Origin of the sequence: Burkholderia sp. Ac-20344 (assembly GCF_017104975.1) — a bacterium.
In the GTDB taxonomy this organism is placed as follows: domain Bacteria; phylum Pseudomonadota; class Gammaproteobacteria; order Burkholderiales; family Burkholderiaceae; genus Burkholderia.
The window spans coordinates 1-14,505 of the sequence record NZ_JAAGPP010000054.1 but is presented as its reverse complement, the minus strand read 5'-3'; the positions used below and the strand labels follow the sequence as shown (position 1 = coordinate 14,505).

Annotated in this window: 14 protein-coding genes and 1 tRNA gene; 8 read left to right on the top strand and 7 right to left on the bottom strand. The window is 65.5% G+C overall.

What is annotated here, in order from left to right:
* A complete protein-coding gene (gene ccsA / locus G3N64_RS18510; RefSeq protein ID WP_085042265.1) occupies positions 1 to 894 on the bottom strand; it encodes a cytochrome c biogenesis protein CcsA in 894 nt (297 codons plus the stop codon).
* 89 nt (positions 895 to 983) lie between these two features.
* On the opposite strand from ccsA, the gene ffh reads away from it, so the two are divergent.
* Complete coding sequence (gene ffh, locus G3N64_RS18505) at positions 984 to 2,351, top strand: signal recognition particle protein (protein WP_205785230.1); 1,368 nt, start codon at positions 984 to 986, stop codon at positions 2,349 to 2,351.
* Between the two features lie 94 nt (positions 2,352 to 2,445).
* A complete protein-coding gene (locus G3N64_RS18500) occupies positions 2,446 to 2,997 on the top strand; it encodes a hypoxanthine-guanine phosphoribosyltransferase (RefSeq protein ID WP_205785229.1) in 552 nt (183 codons plus the stop codon).
* A gap of 95 nt (positions 2,998 to 3,092) precedes the next feature.
* On the opposite strand, the gene G3N64_RS18495 is transcribed toward G3N64_RS18500, so the two are convergent.
* Both G3N64_RS18495 and G3N64_RS18490 read right to left on the bottom strand, forming a co-directional pair.
* On the bottom strand, positions 3,093 to 3,695 hold the full coding sequence (locus G3N64_RS18495) for a MarC family protein (protein ID WP_174972123.1): 603 nt from the start codon (positions 3,693 to 3,695) through the stop codon (positions 3,093 to 3,095).
* 21 nt (positions 3,696 to 3,716) lie between these two features.
* Positions 3,717 to 5,453, bottom strand: coding sequence for a proline--tRNA ligase (locus G3N64_RS18490; RefSeq protein WP_205785228.1), 1,737 nt, complete (start codon positions 5,451 to 5,453; stop codon positions 3,717 to 3,719).
* A 228-nt stretch (positions 5,454 to 5,681) separates the two neighbouring features.
* On the opposite strand from G3N64_RS18490, the gene G3N64_RS18485 reads away from it, so the two are divergent.
* Positions 5,682 to 6,326, top strand: coding sequence for an RNA pyrophosphohydrolase (locus G3N64_RS18485; RefSeq protein WP_205785227.1), 645 nt, complete (start codon positions 5,682 to 5,684; stop codon positions 6,324 to 6,326).
* Between the two features lie 13 nt (positions 6,327 to 6,339).
* Entirely contained in the window at positions 6,340 to 6,948 is a 609-nt protein-coding gene (locus tag G3N64_RS18480; protein WP_205785226.1) for a CNP1-like family protein, read from the top strand.
* Positions 6,949 to 7,044: 96 nt separating this feature from the next.
* Here G3N64_RS18480 and proB read toward each other — a convergent pair whose 3' ends face one another.
* From proB to rplU, 4 genes are all read right to left on the bottom strand, one after another.
* On the bottom strand, positions 7,045 to 8,163 hold the full coding sequence (gene proB, locus G3N64_RS18475) for a glutamate 5-kinase (RefSeq protein WP_205785225.1): 1,119 nt from the start codon (positions 8,161 to 8,163) through the stop codon (positions 7,045 to 7,047).
* A 90-nt stretch (positions 8,164 to 8,253) separates the two neighbouring features.
* Positions 8,254 to 9,366, bottom strand: coding sequence for a GTPase ObgE (gene obgE / locus G3N64_RS18470; RefSeq protein WP_205785224.1), 1,113 nt, complete (start codon positions 9,364 to 9,366; stop codon positions 8,254 to 8,256).
* 188 nt (positions 9,367 to 9,554) lie between these two features.
* Entirely contained in the window at positions 9,555 to 9,818 is a 264-nt protein-coding gene (rpmA, locus tag G3N64_RS18465) for a 50S ribosomal protein L27 (RefSeq protein WP_006476999.1), read from the bottom strand.
* A gap of 24 nt (positions 9,819 to 9,842) precedes the next feature.
* Complete coding sequence (rplU, locus tag G3N64_RS18460) at positions 9,843 to 10,154, bottom strand: 50S ribosomal protein L21 (protein WP_006025184.1); 312 nt, start codon at positions 10,152 to 10,154, stop codon at positions 9,843 to 9,845.
* 210 nt (positions 10,155 to 10,364) lie between these two features.
* Between rplU and G3N64_RS18455 the strand changes: the two genes are divergently transcribed.
* From G3N64_RS18455 to G3N64_RS18440, 4 genes are all read left to right on the top strand, one after another.
* Positions 10,365 to 11,360, top strand: coding sequence for a polyprenyl synthetase family protein (locus G3N64_RS18455; RefSeq protein ID WP_174972131.1), 996 nt, complete (start codon positions 10,365 to 10,367; stop codon positions 11,358 to 11,360).
* A 180-nt stretch (positions 11,361 to 11,540) separates the two neighbouring features.
* A tRNA-Pro gene (locus G3N64_RS18450) sits at positions 11,541 to 11,617 on the top strand.
* Positions 11,618 to 11,758: 141 nt separating this feature from the next.
* Positions 11,759 to 13,051, top strand: coding sequence for an HlyC/CorC family transporter (locus G3N64_RS18445; RefSeq protein WP_205785223.1), 1,293 nt, complete (start codon positions 11,759 to 11,761; stop codon positions 13,049 to 13,051).
* Between the two features lie 83 nt (positions 13,052 to 13,134).
* Positions 13,135 to 14,412, top strand: coding sequence for an ATPase, T2SS/T4P/T4SS family (locus G3N64_RS18440; protein WP_205785222.1), 1,278 nt, complete (start codon positions 13,135 to 13,137; stop codon positions 14,410 to 14,412).
* The last annotated feature ends 93 nt before the right edge of the window (positions 14,413 to 14,505 follow it).

Here is a 14,505-nt window from a genome sequence, read left to right as displayed (position 1 = left end):
TCAAACCACGGAACGGTGCAGCAGCACCTCGAAAACGAACCGGCTGCCGACATACGCGAGCAGCAGCGCGGCGAACGACACGAGCACCCAGCGCGCGGCGCCACGACCACGCCAGCCCGAGGTCTTGCGGGCGACCAGCAGGCCGCCGAACATCAGCCACGACAGGATCGCGAATACGGTCTTGTGGTCGAGCCGCAGCGCGCGCGCGTCGACCTGCTCGCTGAACAGGATGCCCGACGCGAGCGTCAGCGTGAGCAACACGAAGCCGGCACCGATCAGGCGGAACAGCAGCTTCTCGAGCGTGAGCAGCGGCGGCAGCGTCTCGAGCCAGCTCGCGATCCAGCCGGTCGAGCCGTCGCGCCCGCCGCTCCTCAGCGACTGCAGGCGCCGCTCGACCATCAACATCAGGATCGCGTGCAGCGCCGCGATCGCGAACAGGCCGTATGCGATGTTCGCGATGAGGAAGTGCAGCTTGAACAGCGGTGCTGCGGCATAAGGAAGCACCCGCACGCCGCCAAACACGAGCGGCAGCAGCGACGCGCCGCACGCGAGCGGCAGCACCAGCAGGCGCAGGCTGTCGAGCGGGAAGAAGAAGCTCTCGATCCAGTAGATGCCGGCGCCGAGCCAGAACATCGCGGACAGCGCGAACGCGAAGCCGAACACCATCGCGTCGTTCGGAAAAATCGTCATGTGGAGCAGCACGCCGTGCGCGACGAGCGCGGCGAACAGCAGCGCGCGGCCGGCCCCGCTCATCCCGGACGCGGCGGACGCGGGAACCGGCACGGCCGGCACGCTCGCGACGAGCGGCGTCGCGCCCTGGCGATGCGTGCGCCAGCCTGCGACGGCGAGGCCGCCGTACAGGAATGCGGTGAGGGCATACAGTACAATATCCATGTTCGAAGTTTACACTAGGCCCCCTTCCCGCGACGGCTCCCTTTGTTCGGTTCCGCCGCGCCTTCGGGCCCCACTGTCCATCGCTCCCCATGCTCGACAATCTCACTCAACGGATGGCGCGCGTCGTCAAGACGCTGCGCGGCGAGGCCCGGCTCACTGAGGCGAACACGCAGGAGATGCTCCGCGAGGTGCGTCTCGCGCTGCTGGAGGCCGACGTCTCGCTGCCGGTCGTCCGCGAATTCATCGCCAAGGTCAAGGAAAAGGCGCTCGGCGAAGAAGTGCTCAGCAGCCTGTCGCCGGGTCAGGCGCTGGTCGGCGTGGTCCAGAAGGAACTGACCGCCGTGATCGGCGGCGACTACGAAGGCAAGGCCGCCGAACTCAACCTCGCGGTCACGCCGCCCGCGGTGATCCTGATGGCCGGCCTGCAGGGTGCGGGCAAGACCACGACCGCCGGCAAGCTCGCGAAGCTGCTGCGCGAGAAGTACAAGAAGAAGGTGCTGACCGTGTCGTGCGACGTGTATCGCCCGGCCGCAATCATGCAGCTGAAAACGGTGAGCGAACAGGTCGGCGCCGACTTCTTCCCGTCCACGCCGGACCAGAAACCCGTCGACATCGCGGTCGCGGCCGTCGACTGGGCGAAGCGCCACTACCATGACGTGCTGATTGTCGATACGGCCGGCCGCCTCGGCATCGACGAGGCGATGATGCAGGAAATCGCCGCGCTGCATGGCACGCTGAAGCCGGCCGAAACGCTGTTCGTCGTCGACGCGATGCTCGGCCAGGACGCGGTCAACACCGCGAAGGCGTTCAACGACACGCTGCCGCTCACCGGCGTCGTGCTGACCAAGCTCGACGGCGATTCGCGCGGCGGCGCCGCGCTGTCGGTGCGTCACGTCACGGGCAAGCCGATCAAGTTCGTCGGCGTGGCCGAGAAGCTCGATGGTCTCGAGGTGTTCCACCCCGACCGGATGGCGAACCGGATCCTCGGCATGGGCGACATCCTCGCGCTCGTCGAGGAGGCGCAGCGCGGCGTCGACGTGCAGGCCGCGCAGAAGCTCGCCGACAAGGTCAAGAAAGGCGGCGACTTCGACCTGAACGATTTCCGCGCGCAGATCTCGCAGATGAAGAACATGGGCGGCCTGTCGTCGCTGATGGACAAGCTGCCTGCGCAGTTCCAGCAGGCGGCGGCCGGCGCCGACATGGGCCAGGCCGAGAAGTCGATCCGCCGGATGGAAGGCATCATCAGCTCGATGACGCCCGCCGAGCGTGCGAAACCCGAGATCATCAAGGCGACGCGCAAGCGCCGCATTGCAGCCGGCGCAGGCGTGCCGGTGCAGGAAGTCAACCGGATGCTGAACCAGTACGACCAGATGCGTACGATGATGAAGAAGCTGAAGGGCGGCAACATGCAGAAAATGATGCGCGGCCTGAAGGGCATGATGCCCGGCATGCGCTGATTCCGCCCATCGGCCGGCGCGCGGGTTTTTGCTGTAGCGCGCGCCGGCCGTTCTGCTTCATTCTTATTTGTATACCGACTGCCCGCCAGAACACATGAACCGCGAAGAAGCCCTCCACATTTTCAACCACTCCGAAGAGATCGTCTCGGCCGACGCCGTCAATGCGTCGATCTCCCGGATGGCCGACGCGATCCGCGCCGAGATCGGCGACGCGTTCCCGCTCGTTCTCTCGGTGATGGGCGGCGCCGCGGTGTTTACCGGGATGCTGCTGCCGCACCTCGATTTCCCGCTCGAATTCGACTACATCCACCTGACCCGCTACCGCAACACGACGCAGGGCAGCCCGGAGATGCACTGGCGCGTCGCGCCGCGCGAATCGGTGAAGGACCGGATCGTGCTCGTGCTCGACGACATCCTCGACGAAGGCGAGACGATGGCCGCGATCCGCGACCGCATCCTCGACATGGGTGCGAAGCGCTTCATGTCCGCCGTGCTGTGCGAGAAGACGCTCGCGAAGGCGAAGCCGCTGCACCCCGACTTCTGCGGCTTCGCGGTGCCGGACCGCTACGTGTTCGGCTGCGGGATGGATGCGAAGGGCTACTGGCGCAACCTGCCGACGATCCGCGCGCTGACCGCGAACGTCTGAGCGCCCCGCTCCGCACTATATAAATAGAAAGCGGCGCTCCGGTTTCCCGGAGCGCCGCTTTTTTTACAGGCGCCTTGGGTGCGTGCCGCCCCACCCTACAGCTGGTGCACGAACGCGCGGACGCCGCCCAGTATCATCTCGACCGAAATCGCGACGAGCACGAGGCCCATCAGCCGCTCGAACGCCGCGACGGTCCGCTCGCCGATCCATTGCTGGATCCGCTCGGCCAGCACCAGCGTCACCGCGCAGACGATCATCGTGACCGTCAGCGCGCCGACCCACTCGAGCATCTTGCCCGGCCCCTGCGACGTCAGCAGCATCACCGTCGCGAGCGCGGACGGCCCGGCAAGCGCCGGAATCGCGAGCGGCACGATGAACGGCTCGCCGCCCGCACGCGGATCGTTGCCGAGCGCGCCGTCCGGATGCGGGAAAATCATCCGCAGCGCGATCAGGAACAGCACGATCCCGCCACCGAGCCGCAGCGACAGGTCGGTGAGGCTCATCATCCGCAGGAAACGGTCGCCGACCAGCATGAAGAACAGCAGGATCACGAACGCGATCCCCACTTCCCGCAGGATCAGCTTCACGCGCCGCTCGCGCGGCACATCCCGCATCGCCGAAATGAACAGCGGGATGTTGCCGAGCGGATCGGTGATCAGCACCAGGAGCACGGTGGCCGACAGGAAGGTGTATTCCACCCCGTTCCCCGGTCGGTGCGCTTAGCGCGCGAGCGCGGCGCGGATCTTCTCCGCGACCGTCGCCGCAGCCGCGTCGGCCGGCAGCAGCGTCGCTTCGGCGTCGCGGCGGCCCTGATACTCGATCTTGCCTTCCTTCAGGCCGCGCTCGCCGATCACGAGGCGATGCGGCACGCCGATCAGCTCCCAGTCGGCGAACATCACGCCCGGGCGCTCGCCGCGGTCATCGAGAATCACGTCGATGCCGGCTGCGACGAGTTCCGCGTACAGCTTGTCGGCGGCCTCGCGCACCATGTCGCTGCGGTCATAGCCCATCGGGCACAGCACGACCTCGAACGGCGCGATCGACTCGGGCCAGATGATGCCCTTGTCGTCGAAGTTCTGCTCGATCGCCGCGCCGAGAATGCGCGTGACGCCGACGCCGTAGCAGCCCATCAGCATCGGCTGCGGCTTGCCCGACTCGTCGAGGAACGTCGCGCCCATCGCTTCCGAATACTTGGTGCCGAGCTGGAACACGTGGCCGACCTCGATACCGCGGCAGATGTCGATCTCGCCCTTGCCGTCCGGCGACGGGTCGCCCTTCTTCACGTTGCGCACGTCGGCGACGTCCGGCTCGGGCAGGTCGCGGCCCCAGTTCACGCCAGCGATGTGATAGTCGACCTCGTTCGCGCCGACGACGAAATCGCTCATGTTCGCGACCGTGCGGTCCGCGATCACCTTCACGGGCTTCTTCGTGCCGACCGGGCCGAGATAGCCCGGCGGCGTGCCGAACCACTCGACGATTTCCTGCTCGGTCGCGAAGCGGTGGTTCTTCAGGCCAGGCAGCTTCGACACCTTGATCTCGTTCAGGTCGTGATCGCCGCGCAGCATCACAAGCCAGATGGTCGGCTCGGCGCCTTCGTTGTCGGTCGCGAGCACGATCGACTTGATCGTGCGCTCGAGCGGGATGGCCAGCAGTTCGGCGACGGCTTCGCACTTCGCCTTGCCGGGCGTCGCGACCTTCTCCATCGCTTCGGCCGGCGCCGCGCGCTCGGCAGTCAGCGGCAGCGCTTCGGCCGCCTCGATGTTCGCCGCGAACTCGGACGTCGGGCAGTACGCGATCGCGTCTTCACCGGTGTCGGCGATCACGTGGAACTCGTGCGAGAAGTTGCCGCCGATCGAGCCGCTGTCGGCCGCGACCGCACGGAACTCGAGGCCGAGGCGCGTGAAGATGCGCACGTACGCGTCGTACATCTTGCGATACGACTCGTTCAGGCTGGCCGCGTCCTTGTCGAACGAATATGCGTCCTTCATGATGAATTCGCGGCCGCGCATCACACCGAAGCGCGGGCGGATCTCGTCGCGGAACTTCGTCTGGATCTGGTAGAAGTTCACCGGCATCTGCCGGTAGCTCTTGATCTGGTTGCGCGCGATGTCGGTGATGACTTCCTCGTGCGTCGGCCCGATCACGAAGTCGTTGTCCTTGCGGTCCTTGAAGCGCAGCAGCTCGGGGCCGTACTGCTCCCAGCGGCCCGATTCCTGCCACAGCTCGGCTGGTTGCACGGCCGGCATCAGCAGCTCGATGGCGCCCGCCCGGTTCATTTCCTCGCGCACGATCGCCTCGACCTTGCGAATCGAACGCAGGCCGACCGGCAGGTAGTTATAGATGCCGCCGGCGACGCGACGGATCATGCCGGCGCGCACCATCAGCTTGTGGCTGACGATCTCTGCGTCGGCGGGTGCTTCTTTCAGGGTGCCGATAAAGAAACGGGAAGCTTTCATGCGGACGGTTCCAAAAACGGCGCCCCCAGGCGGGGCGCCCGAAAAAGTTTCAAGGTGAAAAAGCTGCGCGCGGCGAACAACGAAGGACGACGATGGCGCAGATGACTTAGCAGACTAATCAGGGACAATTCAGCCGGTGTGCCCCGCGCGGATTCGCTCCGTCACGGTGCGCAGCGCCCGTTATCTGTTTATAATCAAAGCAATTTTAAAGGATTCGAAGGTGGTTGTATGCTGGATCGTGAAGGCTTTCGCCCGAACGTCGGCATCATCCTCTTGAACGCGCGCAACGAGGTGTTTTGGGGCAAGCGGCTCCGCGAGCATTCCTGGCAGTTTCCTCAAGGTGGGATCAAGTACGGCGAGACCCCCATGCAGGCAATGTACCGGGAACTGCACGAGGAAACGGGCCTGCATCCAGAGCACGTCAAGATAATCGGCCGCACTCGCGACTGGTTGCGTTATGAGGTGCCTGACAAGTTCATCAAACGCGAAGTACGCGGTCATTACCGCGGCCAGAAGCAGATCTGGTTCCTGCTGCGGATGGTTGGACGCGATTGCGACATTTGCTTGCGCGCGACCGACCACCCGGAGTTCGATGCGTGGCGCTGGAACGAGTACTGGGTGCCGCTCGATGCTGTGATCGAGTTCAAGCGGGATGTCTATCAGTTGGCGCTGACGGAACTGTCGCGCTTCCTGCGCCGCCCGGCGCAGCGAGCCGAAAAGCCGCGCGGGCCGCGTTTGTCGCGCTATCCGCGCGTCATTGGTGCGCAGGTCCAGACGCTGACGATTGTCGACACATCGGTAGTCTGTTCGGAGATCGAAGTGGAAGCGGGCACGCTCGACGAGATGCCGCCCCCCGTGATCGTCGGCAAATGACGAATCGAACTGCATGACCGGGCGCGACCTTGGTGTCGCGCCCTTTTTTTACGAGGAATGCATATTGAAAGCGATTGCTCTCGCGCTCGCATCGATTGCCGCGGTGGCCACGCTGGCAGGTTGCGCGAATTCGAAGACACCGACCAACAAGGATGACAGCGAGTTCGTGTATCTGCTGGATCGCCAGGGCACGTGGAAGGAAAACGCGGTCGACTCGCTGCCGCCGCTGCCGCAAACGGGCGACCTGCTGCCGTTCAACGTATCGCAGAACACGCCGCTCAAGTTCTTCGTCGATGCGAAGTCGCTCGCGGTCGGCACCGACGGTGTCGTGCGCTACGCAGTCGTCATCACGAGCCCGGCCGGTGCGCGCAACGTGAACTACGAAGGCATCCGCTGCGACACCTACGAATGGCGCCAGTATGCCGGCCTGAATTCGGAACACGACGGCTGGGATCGCACGGTCGAGAACGACTGGCGGCGCATCGAGAACGGCGAGCTGAATGCCTACCACTCGGCGCTCTATCAGGACTACTTCTGCGCGAACAAGATGCCGCAGGGCTCGACCCAGCAGATCCTGGAGAACATCCGGTTTCACCGCACCGCGATGAGCCAGTTGCGCTGACCGCGCGCGGCGCCCGCCGCGCCCCCCTGTCCGCAGCATGAAAAAGCCCGCATCACGCGGGCTTTTTCTTTTGACGGCCGGAACCGGCACGCATGGTCACACCAGCACCAGGTTGTCGCGATGGATCAGTTCGGGCTCCAGCATGTAGCCGAGCACGGATTCGATCTCGCCGCTCGGCTTGCGGTGAATCAGTTTCGTTTCCGCACTGCTGTAGTTCGTGAGCCCGCGCGCCACTTCGCGCCCGTCTGGGCCGACACACGCGATGACTTCGCCGCGTGCGAACGCGCCCTGCACGTCGATCACGCCGATCGGCAGCAGGCTCTTGCCGCCGGCCGTCAGCTTCTCGACCGCGCCCGCGTCGATCACGACATGGCCACGCACCTGAAGATGGTCGGCCATCCACTGCTTGCGCGCCGCCATCCGCGCGGTACGCGCGACCAGTTGCGTGCCGATCGCCTCGCCGGCCGCCAGACGCACGAGCACGTCGGTCTCCCGGCCGCTCGCGATCACGGTATTCGCGCCGCTGTGCGCCGCACGCTTCGCCGCCAGGATCTTCGTCAGCATCCCTCCGCGGCCGAGGCTCGAGCCCGCACCGCCCGCCATCGCCTCGAGTTCCGGCGCGCCCGCGCTGGCTTCCGCCACGAGCGTCGCGTTCGGATCCTTACGCGGATCGGCCGTGAACAGCCCCAGTTGGTCGGTGAGGATAATCAGCGCATCGCCTTCGATCAGGTTGGCGACGAGCGCGCCGAGCGTGTCGTTGTCGCCGAACTTGATTTCGTCGGTGACGACCGTGTCGTTCTCGTTGATGATCGGCACGACGCCCAGCCGCAACAGCGTCAGCAGCGTCGAACGTGCATTCAGGTAACGCTCGCGGTCCGCCAGGTCGGCATGTGTCAGCAGGATCTGTGCGGTGCGAATGTCGTGCTCGGTGAAGCGGCTCTCATAGACCTGCGCGAGCCCCATCTGGCCGACCGCGGCAGCGGCCTGCAACTCGTCGATTTCCCGCGGCCGCTTGCTCCAGCCGAGTCGCTGCATCCCTTCGGCAATCGCGCCCGAACTGACGAGCACGACTTCCTTTCCCTGGGCGCGCAGCGCGGCGATCTGGGCCGCCCACCGGCCGATTGCCGCATGATCGAGCCCCTTGCCGTCGTTGGTCACGAGGCTGGAGCCCACCTTCACCACCAATCGCTTCGAATCCGCGATGATCGAACGCATCCTGCACTGTCTCCTGTATCTGATGCCTGCCCGGCCGGGCGCGATTGAACGCCGACGCCGGGCAGCCCGCCCGGCGCGTTCCGGAATCACTCAGGCGTCGTCGCCCGGCACTGCATCGCTCTTCCCGGGCGGCGCATCGCGGAAGCGCACGTCCGCCGCGAGATCTTCGGCCTCCGCCGCGCGATGCGCGTCCGAATGCTCGGAGAGGTAGTCGTAGATCGCGTAGCACAGCGCTTCACAACCCTGGCCGGTCAATGCCGAGATCTCGAACACGGGGCCATCCCACTCGAAGCGCTCGAGGAAATCCGCGACGCGCGCCTTGCGCTCGTCTTCCGGCACCATGTCAAGTTTGTTGAGCACGAGCCAGCGCGGCTTCTCGTAGAGCGCCTCGTCGTATTTGCGCAGCTCGCCGACGATCGCCATCGCTTCCGCAACCGGATCGACGCTTTCGTCGAACGGCGCGAGATCGACGAGATGCAGCAGCACGCCGGTGCGCTGCAGGTGGCGCAGGAACTGATGGCCGAGGCCCGCGCCTTCGGCGGCGCCCTCGATCAGCCCCGGGATGTCGGCGATCACGAAGCTCTTGCTCGGGCCCACGCGCACCACGCCGAGATTCGGCGCAAGCGTCGTGAACGGGTAGTCGGCAATCTTCGGCCTTGCGTTCGACACCGACGAGATGAACGTCGACTTGCCAGCGTTCGGCATGCCGAGCAGGCCGACGTCGGCAAGCACCTTCAGTTCGAGCTTCAGCATGCGACGCTCGCCGGGCTTGCCGTCCGTCTTCTGGCGCGGCGCACGGTTCGTGCTCGACTTGAAATGCAGGTTGCCGAGCCCGCCAGCGCCGCCCTGCGCAAGCATCACCTGCTGGTCGTGCTCGGTCAGGTCGGCGATCAGCTCGCCGGTATCCATGTCGCTGATGATCGTGCCGACCGGCATGCGCAGCGTGACGTCGTCACCGCCTTTGCCGTAGCAATCCGAGCCGCGCCCGTTTTCGCCGTTGCGCGCCAGGTGCTTCTTCGCGTAACGGTAGTCGATCAGCGTGTTGATGTTGCGGTCGGCGATCGCGTAGACGCTACCGCCCCGGCCGCCGTCGCCGCCGTCCGGCCCGCCGAACGGGACGAATTTCTCGCGGCGCATCGACGCACTGCCATCGCCTCCGTCTCCGGCGATGACTTCGATTCGTGCTTCGTCAATGAACTTCATTCGTCACTCCGCCCAGTATTTCCGCTATTGTGCCGCGCGCCGGCGCGCTTGAACAATCTGCCGTTCGGCCGATCGTACGCCGGTTGCGCGAGGGCCACCGGAACGCACATGCGCCCGGCGGCCAAATAAAAAAAGGCCCCGCGAAGACTGCGGGGCCTTTCGGCTACGAAGCCCGTGGGTGCCTGAACTTAGGCAGCCGCCGGGACAACGATGACCAGATGCTTCTTGTCCGCGCCCTTCGTCGCGAACTTGACGTGACCGTCGACCAGCGCGAACAGGGTGTGATCCTTGCCCATGCCGACGTTCTCGCCTGCGTGCATGCGCGTACCGCGCTGACGCACGATGATGCCGCCGGCATTGATTGCCTGGCCGCCGTACACTTTCACGCCGAGACGTTTCGACTCGGAGTCGCGGCCGTTCCGGGAAGAGCCGCCTGCCTTTTTGTGTGCCATCTGATTGCTCCTTTACCGAGGCGCTTACGCGTTGATCGCGTCGATGCGCAGCTCAGTGTAGTTCTGGCGGTGGCCGCCGTGCTTTTGGTAGTGCTTCCGGCGACGCATCTTGAAGATGGTGACCTTGGCATGACGACCGTGCGACACAACGGTGGCCTTGACGGAAGCCCCACTGACCAGCGGCGTACCGAACTTAATCGATTCGCCTTCGCCCACTGCGAGAACCTGGTCGAGCGTGATTTCAGCGTCAATGTCAGCCGGTATCTGTTCTACTTTGAGTTTTTCGCCAACGGCAACCTTGTACTGCTTGCCGCCGGTTTTTATGACCGCGTACATTGAGAACCTCACTCTGGATCCAATTTTTCCGCACACCACGCGCGGAAAACACGTGATTATACATGGGCTTAGCACCGAAGTCAAAACCGATCGACGATTGCCGCGCGCAGGCCTCGGCCGAACGGTCAAATTCATGGCTGCGGCACGTGTGACAGACCGGGATATCTCGGATTCGACTTATAATCCGCCGCATCACCCAATTCCATCATCATGTCGTCGTCCACCGCCTCCCCCACCCTCAGCGCCGCCCATCTGCTCGCTCCGATCAGCAGTGACATGGAGCAGGTGAATCGCGTTATCCGGCAAAGCCTCGCGTCCGACGTGCTGCTGATCAACCAGATCGCCGAGTACATCATCGGCGCGGGCGGCAAGCGGCTGCGCCCGGCATTGCTGCTGCTCGTCGCCGGCGCACTCGGCGAGACGTCGCATCAGCGGCACGTGCTGGCCGCCGTCGTCGAGTTCATCCATACGGCCACGCTGCTGCATGACGACGTCGTCGACGAATCCGAATTGCGCCGCGGCCGCCAGACCGCCAATGCGCTGTTCGGCAACGCGGCGAGCGTGCTGGTAGGCGACTACCTCTATTCGCGCTCGTTCGAGATGATGGTCGGCGTCGGCAAGATGCGCGTGATGGAGATCCTGTCCGAAGCGACGACGATCATTTCCGAAGGCGAGGTGCTGCAGCTCCTCAACATGCACGACGCGGACGTCGACGAAACGCGCTACATGCAGGTGATCCGCTACAAGACGGCCAAGCTGTTCGAGGCATCGGCACGTCTGGGCGCCGTGCTCGCGGGCGCCGATGCGCCGACCGAAGCCGCCGCTGCCGAATACGGCCGCCGGATCGGTACCGCGTTCCAGATCATGGACGACTGGCTCGACTACGCGGGCACCGTCGAGGCAATGGGCAAGAATGCCGGCGACGACCTCCGCGAAGGCAAGCCGACGCTGCCGCTCATCTATCTGATCGAACGCGGCACGCCCGAACAGTCGGCGCTGGCACGCGAGGCGATCGAACAGGGCGGCACGGATCGCTTCGACACGATCTTCGAAGCGATCACGCGCTCGGGCGCACTGGATCACACGCTTGAATGCGCACGGCAGGAAGCACAGGCGGCAGCGGCGGCGATCGCAGCGTTCCCCGATTCGATCTACAAGGAGAGCCTGCTCGCGCTGTGCTCGTACTCGACGTCGCGGCAGTCGTAAGTGCATGCCGTGCGTCGCCGCCAACGCTGCGACGACGCACGTTCGACACGGGCAAATTACCTGTCTCGAAAAATTTCTTCTCCAAGGCCTTCCCTTTTTGAAGAAACGTCGTTATAGTTATGTTCTTGCTCGACGACGCAGCGGTCTTGAAGAAGACTGCGAAATCGGAAGAGTCCAAATCGGGGTGTAGCTTAGCCTGGTAGAGCGCTACGTTCGGGACGTAGAGGCCGGAGGTTCGAATCCTCTCACCCCGACCAGATTTGTAAAAAACCGTGCACTCCGTGCACGGTTTTTTTTGCCCGGCCGCCGCAGGCCCCTCGTGTCGCGCACGACACGTCGCGGTCGCCGGCCTCTGCTATATTCCCTCCATCCCTGTCCTTCACTGCCCTTTCCAACGCGTGGACCAAATTCCCTTATGGGCGCAAATCGGCGCCGTCTTCCTGCTTCTCCTCTGTTCCAGCTTCTTTTCCATTTCCGAGACCGCGATGATGGCGCTCAACCGCCATCGGCTGAAGCATCTCGCGAGCCAGGGCGCACTCGGCGCGAAAACCACGCAGGGCCTGCTTGCGCGCACTGACCTGCTGCTCAGCGTGATCCTGATCGGCAACAACCTGTTCAACACGATCATCCCGGTTCTGACGACGTCGCTCGCGCTGCATACGTTCGGCCGCAACAACCTTGCGCTGTCGATCGCGACCGGCATCGTCGCGTTCCTGATCATCGTGTTCGCGGAAATCGCGCCGAAGATCGTCGGCGCGACCTTCCCCGAACGCATCGCGCTGCCCGCGAGCCTCGTGATCGCGCCGCTGATGCGCGTGTTCAAGCCGGTCGTCTGGTTCGTCAACGCGCTCGCGAACGGCGTGCTGTGGGTGCTGCGCATCAATACGAAGAAGGGTCGCGACCAGCGAATGTCCGCCGACGAGCTGCGGGCCATCGTGCTCGAATCGAGCAGTTTCATGCCGACCAAGCACCGCAGCATCCTGCTCAATCTGTTCGACCTCGAGAACATCACGGTCGACGACGTGATGGTGCCGCGCCGCCAGATCGAATCGCTCAACTTCTACGCACCGCTCGACGACGTCCTGCACCAGATCGAAACCTGCTATCACAACCGGCTCGTCGTCTACGAAGGCGACATCGACAAGGTGCTCGGCGTGCTGCACGTCCGCAAGACGCTGACCGCGCTGCACAACCAGGAGTTCGACCGCGAGACGCTGCGCACGCTGCTCGCCGAGCCGTACTACGTGCCGTCCGGCACGCCGGTGGTCCAGCAGCTCCAGTTCTTCCAGGAAACGCGGCAGCGGACCGCGCTCGTCGTCAACGAGTACGGCGAGCTCGAAGGGCTCGTCACGCCCGAAGACATCATCGAGGAGTTGATCGGCGAATTCACGACGTCGATGCCGCGCAGCGAACGCGCGGGCGGCTGGGACGAGAACGGCGAATGCATCGTCTCGGCGAGCATGCCGCTGCGCGAACTGAATCGCTGGCTGCACCTGAAGCTGCCGACCGACGGGCCGAAGACGCTGAACGGACTGGTGCTCGAAATCCTCGAGGAAATTCCGGAAGACGACGTGTGCCTGAAAATCGGCGACGTGATGCTCGAGGTAATGCGCAGCGACGATCAGGCCGTGCGCACCGTCAAGCTCTTCAAGCCGCGCGGCTCGCGCACCGCACGCGCCACCGCGCGCTAGCCGAACGGCTGACTGCCGGCGCCGCCTGCGACGCGCGACCATCTGCTGGTCACGGTCAACAGGCGGCCAGCGAGCCGGCTCACATGCATTTCCCTCCTCCCGGGGCGCCGCTGCGCACGCAGCCGCCGCCCGCCCACTCCGATGCGTCGCCCGCCACCGCACCGCGCGCGCTCGACGCAGCCCAGCTCGACGATGCGCCGGCCGTGCGGCTGCTGACGGACACGCTTCACACGGCACGCGTGCGCGACGCATCCGACATCCACGTCGAGCCATTCGAAGCCGGCTGGCGCATCCGCCTGCGCATCGACGGCGTGCTGCACGAACATGCGCGGCCGCCCCTTCACCTGCGCGACGCGCTCGTCACGCGGATCAAGGTGCTCGCGCGCATGGACATCGCCGAGCGGCGGCTCCCGCAGGACGGCAGGCTGCGCATCGCGATCGACGGCGGTACGCGCGGCGACTTCCGGGTCAGCTCGCTGCCCACGTTGTTCGGTGAAAAGCTCGTGCTGCGGCGCCTCGAAACGCTGCCGCCCGACCTCACGCTCGCCCGCCTCGGCTTCGACACGCAGCAGGCGGCCGCGATGGAGGCTGCGATCCGCGCACCGCACGGCCTCGTGCTCGTCACGGGCCCGACCGGCAGCGGCAAGACGCTGTCGCTCTACTGCGCGCTGCAGATGCTCGATCGCGACGCCCACAACGTCTGCACGGTCGAGGATCCCGCCGAGATCCAGCTCGACGGCATCAGCCAGGTCGGTGTCGCCGAAAAGGCGGGGCTCACGTTCGCGACCGCACTGCGCGCGCTGCTGCGGCAGGATCCGGACATCATCATGGTCGGCGAGATTCGCGATGCGGAGACGGCCGACGTCGCGATCAAGGCCGCGCAGACCGGCCATCTCGTGCTGTCGACGCTGCACACGAACGACGCGCCGGCCGCCGTCGCGCGGCTGCTCGACATCGGTGTCGCACCGTACAACCTCGCGGCCGCGCTGCACCTCGTCACCGCGCAGCGTCTCGTCCGGCGGCTGTGCACCGCCTGCCGCGTGCACTCTGGCGCACCGGTACCCGTCCTGCGTGAAGCCGGCTGCGACCCGGCTGCCCTGGCAGCCGGATGGCGGCCGTTCGTCGCGCGCGGCTGTTCGGCCTGCCACGGCATCGGCTATCGCGGCCGTGTCGGCCTGCATCAGACGATGCCGGTATCGCCCGGGCTGGCGGAACGCATCGTCGCACGGGCGAGCGTCGGCGAACTCGCGCAATGCGCGGCAGCCGAAGGCGTGCGCAGTCTGCGCGACGCCGCGCTCGCTCGCGTCCACGACGGCACGACAAGCATCGCGGAAGCCCTCGCCGCGACACCTGCGGCATGAGCATGCGCACGCCGCCGCGCGAAACCCGCTTCGCGTGGCGCGGCCGCCGTCGCGACGGCGCGCCGCGCCGCGGGATCGTCGTCGCGTTCGACG

Excerpts from the sequence above, each read along its gene's own strand:
- ccsA (WP_085042265.1), bottom strand. The coding sequence starts at position 894 with ATGGATATTGTACTGTATGCCCTCACCGCATTCCTGTACGGCGGCCTC.
- ffh (WP_205785230.1), top strand. The coding sequence starts at position 984 with ATGCTCGACAATCTCACTCAACGGATGGCGCGCGTCGTCAAGACGCTG.
- G3N64_RS18500 (WP_205785229.1), top strand. The coding sequence starts at position 2,446 with ATGAACCGCGAAGAAGCCCTCCACATTTTCAACCACTCCGAAGAGATC.
- G3N64_RS18490 (WP_205785228.1), bottom strand. The coding sequence starts at position 5,453 with ATGAAAGCTTCCCGTTTCTTTATCGGCACCCTGAAAGAAGCACCCGCC.
- G3N64_RS18485 (WP_205785227.1), top strand. The coding sequence starts at position 5,682 with ATGCTGGATCGTGAAGGCTTTCGCCCGAACGTCGGCATCATCCTCTTG.
- G3N64_RS18480 (WP_205785226.1), top strand. The coding sequence starts at position 6,340 with ATGACCGGGCGCGACCTTGGTGTCGCGCCCTTTTTTTACGAGGAATGC.
- proB (WP_205785225.1), bottom strand. The coding sequence starts at position 8,163 with ATGCGTTCGATCATCGCGGATTCGAAGCGATTGGTGGTGAAGGTGGGC.
- obgE (WP_205785224.1), bottom strand. The coding sequence starts at position 9,366 with ATGAAGTTCATTGACGAAGCACGAATCGAAGTCATCGCCGGAGACGGA.
- rpmA (WP_006476999.1), bottom strand. The coding sequence starts at position 9,818 with ATGGCACACAAAAAGGCAGGCGGCTCTTCCCGGAACGGCCGCGACTCC.
- rplU (WP_006025184.1), bottom strand. The coding sequence starts at position 10,154 with ATGTACGCGGTCATAAAAACCGGCGGCAAGCAGTACAAGGTTGCCGTT.
- G3N64_RS18455 (WP_174972131.1), top strand. The coding sequence starts at position 10,365 with ATGTCGTCGTCCACCGCCTCCCCCACCCTCAGCGCCGCCCATCTGCTC.
- G3N64_RS18440 (WP_205785222.1), top strand. The coding sequence starts at position 13,135 with ATGCATTTCCCTCCTCCCGGGGCGCCGCTGCGCACGCAGCCGCCGCCC.